Below are 20,145 nucleotides of genomic sequence, written 5' to 3'. Positions count from 1 at the left end.
GACTTTAAGTCGGCATTATTTTATCTAAAAGACCTTTAACATAATGACAAAACAAGAGCGAAATAAAGACTTTAAAAAATATGTGCAATTAACAAACCCTATTCATTTACTTGCGGTGGGTTTAGGGGCGGGTATGTCTCCTATTATGCCAGGCACAATGGGATCGGCTATGGCAATTCCACTTTGGCTGCTATTTAATGGTTTGCAACCGTATTTATATTGGGTTTTAATTGTTGTCGCCTTTATTTTTGGTTGTTTTTTATGTCAAAAAACGTCGGATGATACTCATACTCATGATTCAGGACATATAGTATGGGATGAATTTGTTGGGATGTGGATTACCCTATTTTTTATTCCACAAATCTCTGTTTTATGGGTTGCTATTGCTTTTGTCGCTTTTAGAGTCTTTGATATGGCAAAACCTTGGCCGATTCGCTGGTTTGATAAACGAGTGCCAGGAGGTTTTGGTATTATGGTTGATGATGTAATTGCGGCTATCTTTTCTTCAGTGACTGTTTATGTGATAACTTTGCTAATTAAGTAACAGCTTTTATTGCTAACATAAATAGAAATTGATTGTAATAAACCGCATCAAAATAGAAGAGTACAATTGATTCGAATTAAGACAGAAACTAAACATTAATTAAAACATTTTTTGTGACCAGCCTAATTTACTTGAAAGATTATTAAAGTAATCATAATCCACAGAGTGAATTAAATTAAATTCATATGAAGAACGGCGGATAATGACATCGTGTGATGGTTTTACTGGTAAAATTATTTGGCTGTCACAAGCAATATTCAAATCCAAGGCTGTCGTTGGGAATTTAAGATGAATAGGACTGTCTCCTTTAATCACTAATGGTCTAACGGCTAAAGAATGCGGAAACATTGGTGTAATAATCAAGGCATCTAAATGAGGTGCTAAAATAGGTCCACCAGCCGATAGTGAATAAGCTGTTGAGCCAGTCGGTGTGGCAATAATTAACCCATCAGCACGCTGCGAAAAAGCATTGAGTTCATTAATATAGACATCATAATCAATCATATGTGCAACCGTATTTGGGGTTATTACAATTTCATTCACAGCGAAGCCTGAGTTAATCATTTTGCCATTATCAAATATGGATACTTCTAATAAAAAACGTGGATCATCGACATATTCACCCGCAATAACTGGACTTAATTGTTCAATCACCTGTTCATGCGAAATATCAGTCAAAAAACCTAGATTACCTCGATTAACCCCAATTACTTTGATTTTATAGTGAGATAAGTACCGTGCTGAGCGTAACATGTTGCCATCTCCACCAACTACAATAGCCAAATCAGCTTGCTCACCAATTGTTTCCAACGAGGCATAATGACTAACTGGGAATTGAATATATTCGGCTAATCTATCTTCTACTAATACGCGAATACCAAGTTTAATAAGCCAATCATAAAGCACTTGATGAGTTTCAATTGCTTCTAATTTACGTGGCAGTCCAATTAGACCAATGCATTTAAATGGAATCATTATAAAATATCCTTACCTTATTTTTTCATAAACATCTGTATTTTTTCGGTATAAATTAAAAAAATTACAGATCAATGTATCGATAAGCTTGTAATAATAAAAATTGTCCCCATAATAACCGTTATTCATTAAGTTTTCGACTACATTTGGAGTACCTTATGACAGAACAAGATAAAAATATGTCAGAAAATGAAGCTAACATTGACACCCCAGCAGAAGAAACAACAGAACAACAAGCAGCAGCGCAGCCAAATTTAGAAGAGCAATTGAAAGCAAAAGATACTCGTATTGCCGAGCTTGAACAAGCTTTACAATTAGCTAAAAAGAATGAAAGCGAAGCGATGATTCGTGCACGCGCTGAAATTGATAATGTTCGTAAACGCGTTGAGCAAGATGTCGATAAAGCACGTAAATTTGCATTAGAAAAATTTTCAAATGAATTATTACCAGTTATTGATAACTTAGAACGTGCTTTATTATCTACTGACAAAAATAATCCAGAACATCAAGCAACCGTTGAAGGTTTAGAACTGACATTAAAATCGTTCTTAGACACAGTTAAAAAGTTTGGTATTGAAGTCGTTAGCACGGAAGATTCTCAACTAAATCCTGATGTGCACCAAGCAATTAGCATGGTTGAATCACCAGAACATCAATCAGGACAAATCGTTAATACAATCCAAAAAGGTTATACTTTAAATGGTCGATTAATTCGTCCTGCGATGGTTATTGTTGCTAAATAATAGTGTCGCTGTAGATAGTAGATGGTTTAACCGCCATCTATAAATGGCGGTTAAATTTATTTATTACGTTGCTCTTCACGTGTCAGTTTTTTCATCTTTTGTTCAATTCGCTGACGTTTTAATGGTGAAAGGTAATCGACAAATAATTTACCTTTTAAGTGATCCATTTCGTGTTGTATACAAATAGCAAGTAGGTCGTCGGCATCAATTTCATAAGGATTTCCATCACGATCTAGTGCTTTGATTTTAATTTTTTCCGCTCTTGGTACAAATCCTCGACAATCAGGTATTGATAAGCAACCTTCTTCAATTCCTGTTTCGCCTTCTTGACTGATTACTTCAGGATTAATAATCACATAAGGTTGGCTTTTGTCTTCAGTTACATCAATTACAATGATCTGCTCATGTATGTCCACTTGTGTTGACGCAAGACCAATGCCTTTTTCTTCATACATGGTTTCAATCATGTTATCAATAATAGTTTGTAACTCAGGCGTAAATTGGGTGACGGGTTTAGCAACTTTGCGGAGTCGCTCATCAGGGAAACGTAATACCGGTAAAATAGCCATAGATTATTCGATCTACTCCTCAAAATTCAGATTAGTTCAGTTTTTTATTCATTGTAAACATTTATCATGTCATTGAATAGCCCTTATTGGCTATTGGTAGTATTTATCTTATCTATTCAGAAAATTAAATTTATTTAACATGAGTGCAAAAAGTTATGATGAGTAAATATGAATTCTTATTACGAATTTCAATGCTTGGACAAGGAAAGCTTGCTATTTTTAAAAAAATTAGCCAACTTTTTGGCTCAGATCTACCTAATATAATTAATAATGTATCATTTTTACTTGAAAAATTAGCATTGACTCAAGAGCAACAAAAAAATTTTTTAGCTACCTCTTATTTTCATTTTGAACCAATACTTGAATGGCTTGATACTCCTTATCCTCAAAAGCATTTGATTGCCTATTGTGATTCAGATTATCCGATTTTGCTTAAGCAAATCAGTTCACCACCAATATTCCTATTTGTTATGGGAAATTGTCAGCTATTACATTCTCCACAAATTGCTATGGTTGGTAGCCGTGAGTTCAGTGAATATGGCGCTCAATGGGGACGATATTTTGCTGGTGAATTAGCCATTAATGGGTTAACTATTACCAGTGGTTTGGCTCTGGGTTTAGATGCGATTTGCCATCGTGGTGCACTTGAGGTTGCGGGTAATACTATTGCTGTACTCGGTAGTGGATTAGCTAATATTGCACCAAGGTCAAACTTAATTTTAGCTAATGATATTTTAGAGCAAAATGGTGCGATAGTATCAGAATTTTTACCCTTTGAAAAAGCTAGAACAGAATATTTTCCTCGGCGTAATCGAATTATAAGTGGGCTAAGTTTAGGTACTTTTGTTGTTGAAGCATCAGAAAAAAGTGGTTCGCTAATAACCGCCCGTTATGCGCTTGAGCAAAATCGTGATGTGTTTGCACTACCAGGTGATATTGATAACCAAAACTGTGGTGGAACACATTATTTAATTAAGCAAGGTGCCTATTTAGTTACTGAACCAATTGATATTTTGGAGCATTATAGCCGTTATTTATCAACAATAAATCGACAAACAAAAGACGATGAAGATATCAATAATTGTATTTTGTATCCTGAAATTTTTGCTGTCATTCATCATCAACCCATTGCAGTTGATACAATTGCAGCCTTGGTTAATTTATCGATTCCTGAACTTACCAGCAAATTATTAGATATGGAAATAGCTGGATTAATTATGACCGTAACAGGGGGATATATTCGCAAGCGAACAATCAAATAATAGGTAATTTGTTGTCAAAAAGTTTGAGGTAATGGCTATGTTTCAGTAAAAAACCGCCGATATATATCGGCGGCAAGAATGATATGTTAATCTTCTATTTCTAATGCTATTTCGGACAGAATAATACCTGTATTATCGGCATAGACAAAATCACCCGAGAAGAAAGTTACGCCACCAAAGTTAACGCGAATATCAACTTCACCAACGCCTTGATTTTCAGCTCCTACAGGAATTGCGGTAAGTGCTTGAATCCCAATTTCAGCTTCAGCTAAGTAGTCAACTTGGCGAACAGCACCATAAACAATAATTCCTTCCCATTGATTTTGTATTGCAATATCAATTAGTTCTGCATCAATCAACGCACGACGCACTGAACCACCGCCATCAATTACCAAAATTTTACCTGTGCCATCCGTTTGCAGAGTTTCAAAAAGTAACCCATTGTCTTCGAAACATTTAACTGTCACAATTTGTCCAGAAAATGATGTCACGCCACCAAAATTACTAAATATAGGTTCCACTACGTTAACATCTTCTGGGTAGTAATCGCAAAGAATTGAAGTATCAAACTCCATCATCAGGTCTCCTTTTGCTGTCGTATTTTAATACTATATAGTATCACGCTAACATCAAGTAACACGATATTAAATTTAAATAATCGTGAGCTAGCTCAAAATTATCCCCAAACAATAAAGTAAATTAATCAATAAAGCAAGTTTGACCATTTGTAATAGTAAAGGGAACGCATCTTTTGCTGTTTTAAAATGAAAAACGGCATAAATATGTTCAATTAACAAAGGTAGACTGAGCATAAATAGCCAACCCCAACGAGGATTTAGATAACTATAGGAGAATATGCTAAATGAGCATAATGAGCTCACCAATAATAGAAGGTGATAAACTCGCCCACGATCTTTGCCCATTAAAACTACCAGTGTTCGTTTGTGATTCATTTTATCACTGTCTATATCACGAAGATTATTAATATTAAGCACTGCAACGGACAATAATCCACAGCCTAAAGCTGGCAAAATAATTGGCATTGGTAATGTTTTTGTTTGTAAGTAATAGCTTCCTGCTACACTAATTAGCCCAAAAAAGATAAGCACAGATAGGTCTCCAAGACCTATATAACCATAAGGTTTTTTACCTACCGTGTAAGTTATTGCTGCAATAATAGATAATATTCCTAATAGTATAAAATTTAAAATTTCATAAATATTATTACAAGCTAAATAAATTAAAGTCAGTCCAAATAAAATACATAAAAAAGTATTAATCCATAATGCTTTTTTTAATTGATTAAGCGTAATTAAACCTAACTGCAAACCACGTTTATGCCCATTTAAGTTTTGTCTATCACTGCCTTTAATTGCATCGCCATAATCATTGGCTAAATTTGATAAAATTTGTAGTAATGATGCGGTAATGATTGATAAGAGCATAATCAGTGGATCAAAAGACCAATTCCAATACGCAAGTGCATTACCCATCAAAATAGCACAAAGTGATAATACTAATGTTTTAGGGCGTAAACTAATAATCCATGGATAATATTTATTGGGCATACAACATATTATTTATTTTAAAAATCAAGCATTCATCATATCAGTAATCAATAATATATTCACGTTTTAGTACTAACTAATTGACGGTTTATTATTAATTTTTGAATTTTTAAGACGTAAAAATTTCTTTAATTTTTTGAAATATCCTCTGACTTTTCCTTCTCGTAGTGCAGCAATGAAAAAGCCTAATGAACCATATATTACACCAAGGAAAAGAATCATAAATATATTAAATAAATTATCTGTTAAACCTAATCCCATCTGATTTACGCCAGCAATCATATTCGTTGCCCATGTTGATGGTAGCATTCTTGATACCGTTTGTACCCATAAAGGCATAGCATCAAGTGGCCATATAGTACCTGATAGGTAAAATACAGGCGTTGTTAAAAAGGCTAAAGTTAAATAGATCATCTCTGTTCGGCGTAAACATTCTGTAAGCAATTTGCTTAAGCCCAAAATTCCCAATAATAGAGGAAATGTCATGATAATAATTTCAGGTATGCTAGATAATTGCCGATAGCCGAGTAGCCATGGCAATAATCCAAACAGAACTATAGATAAAAATAACCATATTGGAATAATGCCGAATAAACTTCCAAATATAACAATCCTTGGTGGCTTACCTTGTGGCAAGGAATGTAAGGTAATATTAATTCGCGTTGAGGCAATTAAAAAGGAGTGTTGCAACAACATGACTAGTAGTCCAGGAAAGGTTATCGCCGCAAAACTGATACCAGCATTATAAAGCGGCATTGTTTGAGCTTTTATTGGCGATAAAATGATATTAATTTGTTGATCAGAAAAACCACCATTACGCATTACCCGCGTATTATATTCGGTCAATATTTGTTGATATATTCCCTTAATATCGACTTGTATCAAACCATTAGCTAAACGGCTAGAAGCATCACCATAAGCAGGAATGGTTACCTCTTCACCATTTAATAAGCGTTTTTCAAAATCCCTTGGAATGGTAAACACAGCAAACAGTTTGCGATTGTTTATATCATCATAAGCTTGTAATGAATTTTCATAAGTAAGCACATTGATTTTAGAACTGGTATTTAAAGAACGAATCAAACTGCGGCTTGTCGCGGTATGATCTTGATCGACAATAGCAACGGGTAAATTAGTGATAGTACCATTAAGATAAACAAGACTCATTAACGAGACAGACAATAACAGCAATAACCACATTGGTCGCATTAGCATATAGAAAAACATCTTTACAGCTGAAGAAAAAAATAGCTTAAGCATCCAAATATTGCCTCTTACTGTGAATGTAAACGTTTGACTAAACGTTTTCTAACTAATACTGTAATAATTATTGGATAGATCATTAAAATACTACAGGTTTTTAATACGGATAGATAACTAGAATGCCGTAAAAATAGATCGAACAATTTATTGAGTGCATAAGTTAAAGGTTCAAGTGATGAGATAAATCTAGCTATCCACGGCATAGATAACTCTGGCACAACTACGCCTGAATAGGTTAATGCAAGACCAACTAAAACCCCAATATAGGTATATGCATCTAATGTTGTTTTAGTAAATGTATAAAGCAAAATACCAATACTTTGTGCCGCAATTACATAAAAGAAGACCACTATCATCATAGCAAATGGCGAACCAGAAACTCGAGCATCAGAAAATAAAACCAGCATTGCTATTTCAAACATTAATAACATGGTATACCAAATGGTATAAGGGGCTAATTTACCTAATACAAACGGATAATTAGGTCGAGTCCGTTTGGGTAATTGCGACAGAATATAAATAGTTGTCGTAACCACAAATAATTGCAATAAATGTACTACTGCAGAGAATTGCTGGAAGTACATGGAGTTACCACTCGCATTAAATAGCCCATCATAATTGAAATTAACTTGAGCCAGTTTGGGAACAGGCAAACCAATACTTGTTGCCATGGTAGTACGATATTGGGTGTTTAATGATGCAATTAACCCTGAATAATCCATTATTGAATATAAACCCGCACTATAATATAGAGCATTATAATAAAGCATTGGTGTTGGTTGACGACCAGCTAACACATCTGCTTCAAAATTAGGTGGTATATAAAGAATGGCATAAATTTTGGCTTTTTCTAAATCATGCTCAGCCATTTTTAGCTGGTTATCATAATTGATCAAATTTGCATGGGCGCCAGCGTTAAGATCCCGTACTATTTCACGAGATAAAGTACTTTTATCTTGATCAACATAGCCTACAGGTAGATCAAACAGTACACCTTTGTGAAAAATACTACTAATTAAAACAAAGATGATTAGTGGTAAAATCCACATTAACCAATGGAAAGTAAATCGCTTAAATATAACTGGTATTTCATCGTTAAAAGCGTCTTTAAAGCGATGCCAGAAGTCTAAAACTAGTTGTCTATTTTCCATAATGCACTCATACCTGCGCGTAAGCCTTCTACAGGTTTAGTTGGATAAAGTCTAATTTCAAACGTTTTTAAATCAAAATCACCGGTCGCACGAGTGGCTCGTTTGGTTGCATAATCACCCATTGGTGAAATAAAACGAACTTCGGCTTCAACTTCTTTGTTACCAAGTGCGGGAACTTCTAGCTTAATATGATCACCTTTATGTATATGAGGCATAATATTTTCACGAATATTAAACACAAAATAAGCTTGTGGTAATCGAATAACGGTTAATAGTGGACTATTGGCATTGAATAATTCGCCCACTTCAGCAGGAATCGATCCTATTTCTCCATCTATTGGAGCTTTAACTTGCAAGTCATCAAATTGAATCTGTAATTGCTTAAGTTGTTCTTCAGCTTCTTTTAATTTGGCATCATAAATTTGTCGTTGTTCAACACGATCACCATTTCGAGCTTGATCTAAATTAGCCTGTGCTGATAAAACTTGTTGATAAGCAGCATCACGAGTTTTCAGTGCATTATCTAATATTGATTGTGATACAAAGCCTTTAGCTGAAATTGCTTTATTACGATTATACTCTTTTGAGGCATTGTTATAAGCTACTTTAGCTTGTTCAAGTAATGCTTCATAATAGCGAATACTTTCTTCACGTGTACCATGTTCAGAAAGTGATACTTGGGCTTGTGCTTGATCACGAGCTGCTTCAGCTGCCCTAACTTGTGCTAAAAGCTCAGGACTATCAAGCGTAATTAAGACATCGTTTTGTTTGACATCGTCTCCGCGATTGACATGAATAACTTGCACTCGCCCCTTTGCTTTAGAGGAAATGCTAACATTAGGTGCATCAACTTCGCCTTGCAAAATAAGTTCGCTATTATGAGCACGAATTAAGATCGTCATCGAAATTAATATAACAATCAATGCTATAACAATAAAAATTTTTTTATTCATAAATTTGTTTTGAGTGACAATTGTAAGATAAGGCCTAAAGAACTAGGATAATTGTATGTAATCAAGAATTAACATACGTCATTAATGATATACTATATCATACGATATAGAGTTTTGTTTAAACAATCAAAGCTATATTTTTAAACCAAAATAAAGATTAATTGGAATAATTTATAACTTGATTGTTCACATTCTATTTCACCCTTAGATAAATTTCAATAATTCTAAACCGCCATTTTAATAGATTTCATTTATGAATGTTATCAGTTAAAAGAAATAGATAAAAACCTACTTATTTAGTAAGATATTTTTAATTAAATTAATAAGGTTCTAATTATGCAAAAAATAATAATTATAGGTGGTGGTGCTGGCGGCTTAGAACTCGCTACTGATCTAGGTGATAAATTAGGCAAAACAGACAAAGCTCAAATTACCTTAGTTGATAAAAATAGTTATCATCTATGGAAACCATTATTACATGAAGTAGCAACGGGTGTACTTGATGAGCAAGTTGATAATATTTATTATGCATCTCAAGGACAACAGCATAATTTTGAATTTACCCAAGGTACATTTACCGATCTTGATCGAGATTGCAAGACAATTACGGTTATCAACCATAATGATGAAACTATTTATATTGATTACGATATTCTAGTTATCGCTATTGGTAGTACTTCTAACGATTTTGGTACACCTGGTGTCAAAGAACATTGTATTTTCTTGGATGATCAAAATGCAGCTATTCGCTTACGGGAAACATTAATCAATAAGTTCACCAGTTTTTGTTCAATCATTGATGATCATCAAAGCACTGATGAAGATAAAATCCGAATTGCAATCGTTGGTGGTGGAGCAACCGGTGTTGAATTAGCTTCTGAATTACCAAACATGATAGAAAAATTTGGTGCCTGTGGTCGTAATAAAATGTGTTCGGATCTTCTAGATGTGTCTGTTATTGAAGCAACCGATCGTATTTTACCTGCTTTGCCAGAAAAAACGGCGATAAGTATTACTAAAACCCTCGAAAAACAAGGTATTCATGTATTAACAAAAACCATGATTACGAAAGCTGAAAGTGATGGGTTTTATCCAAAAGAAGGTGATACCATCAAAGCAGATATTATGATTTGGACTGCGGGTGTTAAAGCGCCTGATTATTTAAAAGAAATTGCTGGTTTAGAGTCTAGTCGTTCTAATCAATTAGTTGTCAAACCAACATTGCAAACTTCTCGTGATGATAGTATTTTTGTTATTGGCGATTGTGCTTATGCAATGCAAGATAATGGTCATGCTTCACCACCTACTGGTCAAGCTGCTCATCAAATGGCAAAAATTTGTTACGAAAATATTATTAAATTATTAAATAATGAACCTTTAAATACATTTAAATATAATGATAAAGGTACAGTAATTTCACTACATAATACGGCTGAAGGTGTAGTTAAATTAATTGGTAATAGTGAAATGGGTGTTAAAGGATGTCTTGCTTTAATGATTCATAAATTACTTTATCGTATGCATCAAGCAAATTTACTTGGTATTTTTAAAACGATTCGTTTTGCTCGCGCCAGTAAATTTATGTATAAAACCAAATCAACTTCTATTTTTAGTAATCGTGATTAATTATTAAAAAAAGACTAACAGCTACTTAAAAAATTTTTTAAGTGGCTGTTTTAGATTATACTATTATCTAAATTGATATAAATTTTATAGGTAATAGTTAATGCGTTTTATTTTCATTTTTGGTTTACTTTTTGCTAGCTGCACTGCTTTAGCAAATTATCAACCACTAGATGGCGATATTATTTTCCAATCTTCTCAATCCAACCAAAGTAAAGCCGTTGAGCAGGCAACTAAGTCCCCTTATAGTCATATGGGTATCATTTTTACTAAAGATGGCAAACCTTATGTTTTTGAAGCCATAAGTAAGGTGGTTTATACGCCGTTAGATAAGTGGATAAATCGCGGAAAAAATAAAAAATATGTGATAAAGCGTTTAAAAGATCATACCTTATCACAAAAAGAAATTACCAATTTAAAACAGGTCGCTAAAATATTTGAAAACAAACCTTACGATATTTGGTTTGGGTGGGATGATAACTATATTTATTGTTCAGAATTAGTTTGGAAAATTTATAACAAAGCGCTTAACTTAAAAATTGGTCAACTACAAACGATTAAAGATTTTAATCTGTCATCACCAGCGGTTAAACAAAAATTAAAAGAGCGCTATGGTAATAAGATACCTTATCAAGAAACGGTAATTTCACCTGTTGCGATGTTTAATTCACCACTATTAATCACTGTTGATAAGCGCTGGTAATTTACTTTAGCATAGCAGTAATTTTTTTATTGGTGCAAAGCTTTTACGGTATAAATGGTTAATGCCATGTTTTTCAATTGCCATTAAATGATCTTTGGTTGGATAACCTTTATGTTTAGCAAGACCATATTGGGGATATAGTTTATCTAATTCAACCATTTCACGATCGCGTGTGACTTTAGCTAAAATCGATGCGGCACTGATTTCTGCCACTAATAGATCACCTTTAACAATTGATTGGGTTTGAATGCCAAAATTGGGGCAACGGTTGCCATCGACTAAGACATAATTCGGTTTGATTTTTAAACCAGATACCGCTCGTTGCATAGCCAGCATAGTGGCATGTAAAATATTCAACTCATCGATTTCATCCACCGATGCTCTGGCAACACACCAAGCTAATGCATTATCTTTAATCACTTCAAATAACTGTTCACGTTTTTTTTCAGTAAGTTTTTTTGAGTCGGTTAAACCAACGATAGGTTTAGTTGGATCTAAAATAACTGCTGCAGTAACGACATCACCACATAGCGGTCCTCTTCCAACTTCATCAACACCAGCTATTAATGTGGCATCAGGGTAAGTAAATTCTAACAACTATATAAATCCTCTAACAGCGTATTTTTAAAACACTAATCCTTTAAAACATCTAATACTGCTTGTGCAGCTTGTTCATCAGCATTACAACGAATTTGTTGATGTAATGTGAGAAAAGTATTTTTAACTTCGGTATTATCTCCTTCTAAAAAAGGGATAATATGATTGGCGATATTTTCTGGTGTGCAATCTTGTTGTAATAGTTCGGGTACAAGTTCTTTTCCCGCTAAAATATTGGGTAAAGAAACATAAGGCGTTTTGATTATTTTTTTAGCTAACCAAAAAGTGAATGCTTTCATTTTATATCCCACCACCATTGGGCATTTGGCTAACATACATTCCAATGCTGCTGTGCCAGATGCCAAAATAGCGGCATTACTTGAAATCATTGCTTCGCGCGCTTGACCATCTAATAGCTGTACTTCAAGATTAGGGGCGATTTGGGCTTTGATCTGTTCAAATTCTTTACGTCTTTTGGCATTAACTAACGGTACCACAATATGCAAATCAGGATAACGGTTGCGTAATAATTGTGCTGCTTTTAGAAATGGTTCTGACAGAAAAGAGACTTCTGCGTGACGGCTACCTGGCAATAAAGCCAAACAAAGACAATCAAGAGGGATACCTAATTGCTGACGCATTGCTTTTTGATCTGGATTTAGTGGGATATCATCTGCCATTTTATGACCAATAAAACGGCATGGAACATCAAACTTATCATAAAACGCTTTTTCAAAAGGTAGAAAGGCCAAGATAAGATTGGTATTGCGTTTAATTTTAAATACTCGTTTTTGCTTCCACGCCCAAACCGAAGGACTCACATAGTGAATGGTTTTAATGCCTGCTTGTTTAAGTTTACCTTCTAACGAAAGATTAAAATCAGGGGCGTCAATACCAATAAAAATATCAGGTTTTAACTCAATAAGGCGTTTAGTTATATCACGACGAATAGCTAAAATACGACGTAATCGACCTAACACTTCAACAATACCCATGACCGATAGCTCATCCATTTCGTACCAAGCTGTACAGCCTTCAGCCTGCATTTGTGGTCCAGCAATTCCAATAAACTCAATATTGGGATGATGATTTTTGAGTGCGCGAATTAAACCTGCACCAAGAATGTCGCCCGAGGTTTCCCCTGCGACTAACGCAATGATTAATGGTTTATTTATCATTAACGGATGATGCCACGCGTTGAACGTGAAAAGAAATCAATAAATAATTGGACTTCAGGATACTGTTTAGCTATGGTTTCAATCTCTACTTTGGCATCGTCTAATGTTAAGCCGTTTCGATAAAGGACTTTATAACTATTGCGAATCGCTTGCAAAGCCTCTTTGCTAAATCCACGGCGTTTTAAACCTTCATAATTTACACCGTGAGGCGTTGCATGATTACCTTGGGCAATAACATAAGGTGGTACATCTTGGGCAACTCCAGAGCACCCACCCACCATAACATGTGAACCAATAACACAAAATTGATGTACTGCTGTCATGCCACCGATAATTACATAATCGTCTAATTGGACATGCCCGCCTAAAGTTGCATTATTAGCTAAAATGCAGTGATCACCAATGACACAATCATGAGCAACATGCGCATTAATCATGAATAAATTATCACTGCCAATACGCGTTAATTCACCACCCTGCACGGTGCCACGGTGAATGGTTACACTTTCGCGAATCATGTTACGATCACCGATTTCAGTGCGCGTTGGTTCACCACGATATTTTAAATCTTGGTTAACTTCACCAATTGAAGTAAATTGATAAATTTGATTATCTTTACCAATTTTGGTGTGACCATTGATGACTACATGTGATTTTAAAAAAGTCCCATCACCAATTTCAACATTTTCACCAATAAAGCAAAAAGGTCCAATTTTGACATTATCGCCAATCATAGCCCCTTTTTCTATTACTGAACTTGGATGTATTTCCGTTGCCATAGCATTTCCTTAATACTGTTTCTGGGATATTTAAAATCAATATTATTTACGAGCACACATCATTTCGGCTTCGCAAACTAAATTACCATCAACAGTGGCAACACCATGGAATAATGCAATGCCGCGACGTTCTTTAATATATTCAACGTCTAATACGAGTTGATCGCCTGGCACAACTGGGCGTTTAAAGCGCGCTTTATCAATGGAAGCAAAGTAATAAAGCTGTCCAGGCGATAACTCTTCAATACTTTTAAATGCCAAAATTCCAGTTGCTTGAGCCATAGCTTCTAAAATTAATACGCCTGGTAAAATAGGTTTACTTGGAAAGTGACCCTGAAAAAATGGTTCATTCACAGTAACATTTTTTATCGCTTTTAATGTTTTACCTTTTTCATAATTGATTACACGGTCAACCATTAAAAATGGATAACGATGAGGTAATAAACTGATAATTTCTTCAATATCAAGGGTATTAAGTTCGGTAGTCAAAATAGCTATCCTTTTACATTATTTGCTATAAATTGTACTCATTATAACTGAGGATGCGGCTTTCACTCAAGAATGATTTGAATGATGCTTTTCTTTTATGCGAATCTGTTTAGGCTATGTTATTATAATTTATTTACATAAATGATTTGTAAATACTATATTATCTTACATTAAATCATTTATAATAGTTCGGATAGTAAAATTGAGCTATAAAAGTTTCTAACTCGGAGAGGTAGTATGAAATCATTGATTAAAATGACATTAGTAAGTAGTGCAATCGTATTAGCATTGGTTGGGTGTGATGATAAGAAAAATACAACAGATAATACTGATAATAACGCCGTCAACAGTAAAGTGACCATTTCAACTGATGCACAAAAAGAAGCTTATGCATTAGGTTCCTCGTTTGCTTCATACATGACAACAAATTTAGAGCAAAATGAAATTAGCCCAGACAAAGAATATCTAATTAGTGGTTTTAACGAAACATTCCGTGGTAATTCTCAACTCTCAAAAGATGAAGTTAAAGACGTTTTAGAAGCATTTGGTAAACGTATCCAAGAAGAAGCCAAAGCTCGTTTTGACAAAGAAAAAGGCGAAAATACTGCTGCTGGTGATAAATTCCGTGAAGAATTTGCTAAAGAAAAAGATGTTAAACAAACAAAATCAGGATTACTTTATCAAATCATAAAAGAAGGTTCAGATCGCCATCCAAAAGCTGATGACACTGTTATTGTTCATTATACAGGTACTTTAACAGATGGTCGTAAATTCGATAGTTCTTATGACCGAGGTGAAACTGCAACTTTCCCTCTTAATGCGGTAATTAAGGGTTGGACTGAAGGAATTCAATTAATTGGTGTTGGCGGTAAAATCAAACTTGTTGTACCACCAGATTTAGCATATGGTGATCAAAGTTTTCCTGGTCAAGATGATAAAGCAGGTATTCAGCCAGCATCAACATTAGTGTTTGAAGTTGAATTACTTGGTATTGATGGCGATAACAATAACAATGATAAGACCGAACAATCAACACCAGATCAAAACAAAGACAAAAATAAAAACAACGATAACGCTAAATAAGACTTAGCTGATTGATTTTGAATGATTCATTAAGTTATACACTTGTTATTATGGGTCCTGCATATGGGACCCAATCTGCTTATTTTGCCTATCAATTTGCGCAAACTTTGCTATCCAAAACTTCTCATACAATTAAAAATATCTTTTTTTATGCAGATGGTGTCTATAATGGTAATAAGTTTACCGATCCCGCTAGTGATGAATTTGATTTAGTATCTGCATGGCAGGCGTTAGCAAAAGAATATTGCTTAACGTTAACTATTTGTGTTGCTGCAGCTCAAAGACGAGGTGTTATTGAAACAAATCTTGCTGATTGTTTTCAGTTAACTGGACTTGGTGAATTAAGTGCATCTATTACAGAAACAGATCGCACTATCCAATTTTAGTATTAAAATTTTAGTGTTAAGGCTGTTAAATGAAAAAAGTTGCGATTATTATTAGTTCTCCACCTCATGGCAATGCTAAAGGCCGAGAAGCATTGGATATAGCCTTAGCTACATCCGCAATTAATCATATTTCTGTCTTTTTTGTTGATGATGGCGTATTTCATCTGTTATCTAACCAATCTCCAGAACATATTTTAATGCGTGATTATATTGCGACTTTTAATATGCTTGAACTTTATGATATTGAAGATGTTTATGTATGCGAGTCTTCACTTAACACAAAAAACCTTGTTAAGGTAGAGCATAATATTGCTTGTAAAGTTATTAATAAACAAACATTAAACCAATTATTAAATATTCAAGAAGTAATCTTAACATTCTAATTTTTATACTGAAACGTATATATAACCTGAAATTTTTTTACAAATAAGATTTATAAAAGAACGTTATTTTATGGATAGGCTTAATATATTTTTTTGAGATTAAATGGAACAAAATAAATAATCCACACTATTTTTTATGTTGTATAAATAGCGTGGATTATTTTATCAATCAATTATATTAATTTTTTACTAGACTATTTTTTTCATATGATCAGCGATTTTTTCCGCTTGCTGACCAACAACAATTTGTACGCCTGTTTTCCCTAATTTAATTACCGCCATAGCACCAAGGGCTTTTGCAGATTGTTCATCAATTAGATCAGTGTCTTTCACACTTAAACGTAAACGTGTAATACAAGAATCAATATTAGTTAAATTTTCTTTACCACCAACAATAACTAGATATTGTTCTGCAAGTGCTGATACATCGCCAACTGCATCTTTCGATGAAGTGTTTTCAGTTGATGATGAGTCAGTTACCACATCGTCTTCACGTCCTGGTGTTTTTAAATTGAATTTGACAATCACAAAACGGAATACTACATAGTAAACTACAAAGAATACTAATCCTTGGAGAATTAACATATACCAATGTACGGCTAATGGATTACGTGATTGCAGTAACATATCAAGCAAACCTGCACTAAATGCGAAACCTGAAATCCATTGCAAACTAGCGGCAATAAACAAAGAAATACCCGTTAAAATAGCATGTATTACATAAAGTACTGGAGCTACAAACATAAAGGCAAATTCTAATGGTTCAGTAATACCAGTAAAGAAAGCGGCGAAAGAAGCTGCTAACATAATTGAAGCAGTTTTATCTTTATTTCCTTTTTTCGCTGTATGATACATAGCTAATGCTGCCCCTGGTAAACCAAACATCATAATTGGGAAGAAACCAGCTTGATAACGGCCGGTAATACCCGCAATTGCTTTACCGCTATCAATGGCATTTTGTCCAGCTAAGAAGTTAGGGATATCATTAATATCAGCTACGTTAAACCAGAATACTGAATTAAGCGCATGATGCAATCCAACAGGAATAAGTAGACGGTTAAAGAATCCATAGATACCTGCACCAATTGCACCTAATCCTTTAATTTCATTACCAAATGCAACTAGGGCTTGATAAATATGTGGCCAAACGTAAAGCATTGCAAAAGCAACAAACAACATTACAAATGAAACAATAATAGGTACCAAACGTTTACCACTAAAGAATGCAAATGCTTTATGTAATTCAATATTACTAAAACGATTATATATTTCAGCAGAGATTACACCAACTAAAATACCAATAAACTGGTTTTGATTAATTTTATTAAACGCTTTAGAAACCTGATCTATTGGTGTGTTTGTTAATAATGATACAGAATCTGGAGATAGTAATGTTGTGATGACTAAAAAACCAACTAAGCCACTTAAAGCAGCAGCACCATCTTTATCTTTAGACATACCATATGCGATACCAATAGCAAATAGTATTGCCATGTTATCAATAATTGCGCCACCAGATTTAATTAAAAAAGCAGCAACAATACTATTTTGTCCCCATCCTTGAGGATCAATCCAGTATCCAATGCCGAGTAATATTGCAGCCGCAGGTAAAACTGCGACAGGCACCATAAGTGAGCGCCCGATGCGTTGCAAATAAGCTAAAATTCCCATAAGTTTACCTCGTATAATTTTGGGGATATATTAAATTAAAGATGATATTTAATTTTATCTTTAAGTGAATATAAAAGATTCAATACTATTTCACCTTATATTATTTTACTTCGCAAATTAATTATGCGTTTTATGTGATTTATGTCACGATTTTTTTTGATTAATTTAGTTAATATAGTAAAATACAGCCAACATATTTTTTTTATAAAAAAAAGTTATTTAATTATATCAAAAGAGGTATTATCGCATGAGGCTTATTCCTTTACAAAATGCACAAGAAGTTGGGGCCTGGGTGGCACAGCGCATTGTAAAAAAAATCAATGACTTCAAACCGACAGCGGATCGTCCGTTTGTTTTGGGATTACCAACAGGTAGTTCACCATTGGTCATGTATGAACAACTTATTAAACAATATAAAGCAGGTAAGGTAAGTTTTAAACATGTGGTTACGTTTAATATGGATGAATATGTAGGACTTCCAGAGGATCATCCAGAAAGTTATCACACATTTATGTATGAAAATTTCTTTAACCATATTGATATTGATAAAAACAACATCCATATATTAAATGGTAATGCAGCAGATATTGACGAAGAATGCCGTCAGTATGAAGAAAAAATTAAAAGTTATGGTAAGATCAATGTGTTTGTTGGCGGTGTTGGGCAAGATGGACATATTGCTTTTAACGAACCAGGCTCTTCGCTTTGCTCTCGTACTCGCATTAAAACATTAACCGAAGATACACGAATTGCTAACTCCCGTTTTTTTAATAATGATGTTAACCAAGTGCCAAAACATGCATTGACTATTGGTGTTGCAACTTTAATGGATGCACAAGAAGTCATTTTATTAGTTTGTGGTCATAATAAGAGTTTAGCACTGCAAGCAGGAGTTGAAGGTTCGGTTAATCATCTTTGGACTGTGACTGCGTTACAAATGCATCCAGCATCGCTTATTGTTTGTGATGAGCCAAGTACTGATGATCTTAAAGTAAAAACCTTAAAATATTTTAAACAAATGGAAGCTGATAATCTAAAAGTGACCGTTTTATAAAGGATAAACCAATGTACGCATTAACAAATTGTCGTATCTATACAGGTTATGAAATTCTTGAAAATCACGCCGTTATTATCGACGGCGATAAGATTGCTAAGATCTGTAAACAAGACGAACTATCTGCAAATATCACTATTGAAGATTTACAAGGTGCTATTGTTGCGCCTGGGTTTATTGATATCCAAGTAAATGGTTGTGGTGGTGTGCAATTTAATGAAACACTTGATGCGTTAAGCGTTGAAACATTAGAAAAAATGCAAGAGACTAATCTTGCTTATGGGTGTACTAGCTATTTACCGACTTTAATCACATCAACAGATGAATTTATGATAAAAGCGGTAAAAGTGATGCGTGAATACTTAGTTAAACATCCTAACCAAGCACTGGGTTTACATCTTGAAGGACCTTATATCAATCCTGAGAAGAAAGGCATCCATGATGAAAATATCATCCGTCTACCATCTCAAGAAATGATCGACTTCCTTTGTGATAATGCTGATGTTATTAAAATTATTACTTTAGCACCAGAAAAAGTTGAAGCTCATTTTATTAAACAACTGGTTAGTGCTGGTATTCATGTTTCAGTTGGGCATTCCAACGGTCATTATGATGATTGCCGTCGAGGTTTTAATGCTGGTATTCGTCTAGGCACGCATTTATTTAATGCTATGCCATATATTACTGGGCGTGAGCCTGGTGTAGTTGGTGCAATTTATGATGAATCTGAAGTTTATGTTGGTATTATTGCCGATGGACAACATGTTAGCTGGGCAAATATTCGAAACAGCCATAAAATCAAACAAGATCATTTGATTTTAATTACTGATGCTATGTTACTGGCGGGTTCAAATTTAACATCAGCGGTATTTGCAGGTAAAACCATTTATTATAAAGATGGTCGTTGTGTTGATGAAAAAGGTACATTAGGCGGTTCAGCCTTAACTATGATTGATGCTGTGAAAAATGCAGTCGAGTATGTCGGTATTGCATTGGATGAAGCATTAAGAATGGCAACCCTTTATCCTGCAAAAGCAATTGGTGTTGATAAAACTCTTGGTACAGTTAGTGAAGGTAAAATAGCTAACTTAGTTGCTTTTGATCGTAATTTTACTATTGCTAAAACGGTTGTTAATGGAGAGATCAACGGCTAGAATGTAAGATAATTAAT

General features: G+C 34.2%; 22 protein-coding genes. 10 read left to right on the top strand and 12 right to left on the bottom strand.

The genetic code is table 11. The features are described from left to right. Positions 1–43: 43 nt before the first annotated feature. On the top strand, positions 44–544 hold the full coding sequence (locus GAPWK_RS13855) for a phosphatidylglycerophosphatase A family protein (RefSeq protein WP_038517626.1): 501 nt from the start codon (positions 44–46) through the stop codon (positions 542–544). A gap of 99 nt (positions 545–643) precedes the next feature. Here the strand turns inward: GAPWK_RS13855 and nadK are convergent, their stop codons facing one another. Then, a complete protein-coding gene (gene nadK / locus GAPWK_RS13850; protein WP_025316810.1) occupies positions 644–1,519 on the bottom strand; it encodes an NAD(+) kinase in 876 nt (291 codons plus the stop codon). Between the two features lie 158 nt (positions 1,520–1,677). On the opposite strand from nadK, the gene grpE reads away from it, so the two are divergent. Then, positions 1,678–2,262 (top strand): nucleotide exchange factor GrpE, encoded by a 585-nt coding sequence (grpE, locus tag GAPWK_RS13845; protein ID WP_025316809.1) that lies wholly within the window; start codon positions 1,678–1,680, stop codon positions 2,260–2,262. Between the two features lie 56 nt (positions 2,263–2,318). Here grpE and def read toward each other — a convergent pair whose 3' ends face one another. Continuing rightward, positions 2,319–2,831: a peptide deformylase gene (gene def / locus GAPWK_RS13840; protein ID WP_025316808.1), complete on the bottom strand. Its 513-nt coding sequence runs from the start codon at positions 2,829–2,831 to the stop codon at positions 2,319–2,321. Positions 2,832–2,989: 158 nt separating this feature from the next. Between def and dprA the strand changes: the two genes are divergently transcribed. Next, on the top strand, positions 2,990–4,093 hold the full coding sequence (dprA, locus tag GAPWK_RS13835) for a DNA-processing protein DprA (RefSeq protein ID WP_038518641.1): 1,104 nt from the start codon (positions 2,990–2,992) through the stop codon (positions 4,091–4,093). 86 nt (positions 4,094–4,179) lie between these two features. Here dprA and rraA read toward each other — a convergent pair whose 3' ends face one another. The 5 genes from rraA to GAPWK_RS13810 form a co-directional block, all read right to left on the bottom strand. After that, a complete protein-coding gene (rraA, locus tag GAPWK_RS13830; protein WP_025316806.1) occupies positions 4,180–4,668 on the bottom strand; it encodes a ribonuclease E activity regulator RraA in 489 nt (162 codons plus the stop codon). Between the two features lie 90 nt (positions 4,669–4,758). Continuing rightward, positions 4,759–5,661 (bottom strand): 1,4-dihydroxy-2-naphthoate polyprenyltransferase, encoded by a 903-nt coding sequence (locus GAPWK_RS13825; protein ID WP_025316805.1) that lies wholly within the window; start codon positions 5,659–5,661, stop codon positions 4,759–4,761. Positions 5,662–5,733: 72 nt separating this feature from the next. Continuing rightward, positions 5,734–6,921 carry an ABC transporter permease gene (locus GAPWK_RS13820; RefSeq protein WP_025316804.1) on the bottom strand — a complete coding sequence of 396 codons (1,188 nt, stop codon included), beginning with the start codon at positions 6,919–6,921 and terminating at the stop codon, positions 5,734–5,736. Between the two features lie 14 nt (positions 6,922–6,935). Next, the gene (locus tag GAPWK_RS13815; protein WP_038517623.1) at positions 6,936–8,075 is read right to left on the bottom strand and encodes an ABC transporter permease; all 1,140 of its coding nucleotides are present in this window, start codon (positions 8,073–8,075) and stop codon (positions 6,936–6,938) included. Then, a complete protein-coding gene (locus tag GAPWK_RS13810) occupies positions 8,057–9,028 on the bottom strand; it encodes an HlyD family secretion protein (RefSeq protein ID WP_025316803.1) in 972 nt (323 codons plus the stop codon). The genes GAPWK_RS13815 and GAPWK_RS13810 overlap by 19 nt, the downstream gene beginning before the upstream one ends. Positions 9,029–9,364: 336 nt before the next feature. Between GAPWK_RS13810 and GAPWK_RS13805 the strand changes: the two genes are divergently transcribed. Then, the gene (locus tag GAPWK_RS13805) at positions 9,365–10,654 is read left to right on the top strand and encodes an NAD(P)/FAD-dependent oxidoreductase (protein WP_202961666.1); all 1,290 of its coding nucleotides are present in this window, start codon (positions 9,365–9,367) and stop codon (positions 10,652–10,654) included. A 100-nt stretch (positions 10,655–10,754) separates the two neighbouring features. Then, the gene (locus tag GAPWK_RS13800) at positions 10,755–11,354 is read left to right on the top strand and encodes a YiiX family permuted papain-like enzyme (RefSeq protein WP_025316802.1); all 600 of its coding nucleotides are present in this window, start codon (positions 10,755–10,757) and stop codon (positions 11,352–11,354) included. 6 nt (positions 11,355–11,360) lie between these two features. Here the strand turns inward: GAPWK_RS13800 and rnhB are convergent, their stop codons facing one another. The 4 genes from rnhB to fabZ are packed head-to-tail and all read right to left on the bottom strand — an operon-like array spanning position 11,361 to position 14,397. Further along, on the bottom strand, positions 11,361–11,951 hold the full coding sequence (gene rnhB, locus GAPWK_RS13795) for a ribonuclease HII (RefSeq protein ID WP_025316801.1): 591 nt from the start codon (positions 11,949–11,951) through the stop codon (positions 11,361–11,363). Between the two features lie 35 nt (positions 11,952–11,986). After that, positions 11,987–13,129 (bottom strand): lipid-A-disaccharide synthase, encoded by a 1,143-nt coding sequence (gene lpxB, locus GAPWK_RS13790; protein WP_025316800.1) that lies wholly within the window; start codon positions 13,127–13,129, stop codon positions 11,987–11,989. Then, positions 13,129–13,908 (bottom strand): acyl-ACP--UDP-N-acetylglucosamine O-acyltransferase, encoded by a 780-nt coding sequence (gene lpxA / locus GAPWK_RS13785; RefSeq protein ID WP_025316799.1) that lies wholly within the window; start codon positions 13,906–13,908, stop codon positions 13,129–13,131. Before lpxA ends, lpxB begins: the two co-directional genes overlap by 1 nt. Before the next feature lie 42 nt (positions 13,909–13,950). After that, positions 13,951–14,397 carry a 3-hydroxyacyl-ACP dehydratase FabZ gene (fabZ, locus tag GAPWK_RS13780; protein WP_025316798.1) on the bottom strand — a complete coding sequence of 149 codons (447 nt, stop codon included), beginning with the start codon at positions 14,395–14,397 and terminating at the stop codon, positions 13,951–13,953. A 237-nt stretch (positions 14,398–14,634) separates the two neighbouring features. Here fabZ and fkpA point away from each other — a divergent pair, with 237 nt between their 5' ends. The 3 genes from fkpA to tusC are packed head-to-tail and all read left to right on the top strand — an operon-like array spanning position 14,635 to position 16,249. Continuing rightward, on the top strand, positions 14,635–15,480 hold the full coding sequence (fkpA, locus tag GAPWK_RS13775) for an FKBP-type peptidyl-prolyl cis-trans isomerase (RefSeq protein ID WP_025316797.1): 846 nt from the start codon (positions 14,635–14,637) through the stop codon (positions 15,478–15,480). Positions 15,481–15,497: 17 nt separating this feature from the next. Further along, the gene (gene tusD, locus GAPWK_RS13770) at positions 15,498–15,866 is read left to right on the top strand and encodes a sulfurtransferase complex subunit TusD (RefSeq protein ID WP_025316796.1); all 369 of its coding nucleotides are present in this window, start codon (positions 15,498–15,500) and stop codon (positions 15,864–15,866) included. A gap of 29 nt (positions 15,867–15,895) precedes the next feature. Beyond that, positions 15,896–16,249 carry a sulfurtransferase complex subunit TusC gene (gene tusC, locus GAPWK_RS13765; RefSeq protein ID WP_025316795.1) on the top strand — a complete coding sequence of 118 codons (354 nt, stop codon included), beginning with the start codon at positions 15,896–15,898 and terminating at the stop codon, positions 16,247–16,249. Positions 16,250–16,438: 189 nt separating this feature from the next. On the opposite strand, the gene nagE is transcribed toward tusC, so the two are convergent. Beyond that, on the bottom strand, positions 16,439–17,920 hold the full coding sequence (gene nagE / locus GAPWK_RS13760) for an N-acetylglucosamine-specific PTS transporter subunit IIBC (protein WP_025316794.1): 1,482 nt from the start codon (positions 17,918–17,920) through the stop codon (positions 16,439–16,441). Between the two features lie 247 nt (positions 17,921–18,167). Between nagE and nagB the strand changes: the two genes are divergently transcribed. Continuing rightward, a complete protein-coding gene (nagB, locus tag GAPWK_RS13755) occupies positions 18,168–18,974 on the top strand; it encodes a glucosamine-6-phosphate deaminase (protein ID WP_025316793.1) in 807 nt (268 codons plus the stop codon). A gap of 11 nt (positions 18,975–18,985) precedes the next feature. Next, positions 18,986–20,128 (top strand): N-acetylglucosamine-6-phosphate deacetylase, encoded by a 1,143-nt coding sequence (gene nagA / locus GAPWK_RS13750; RefSeq protein WP_025316792.1) that lies wholly within the window; start codon positions 18,986–18,988, stop codon positions 20,126–20,128. Positions 20,129–20,145: the final 17 nt, after the last annotated feature.

The sequence above is a fragment of the Gilliamella apicola genome (genome assembly GCF_000599985.1).
Lineage (GTDB): Bacteria > Pseudomonadota > Gammaproteobacteria > Enterobacterales > Orbaceae > Gilliamella > Gilliamella apicola.
The sequence above is the reverse complement of the archived record's forward strand: the minus strand, read 5'-3'. Positions and strand labels throughout refer to the sequence as shown.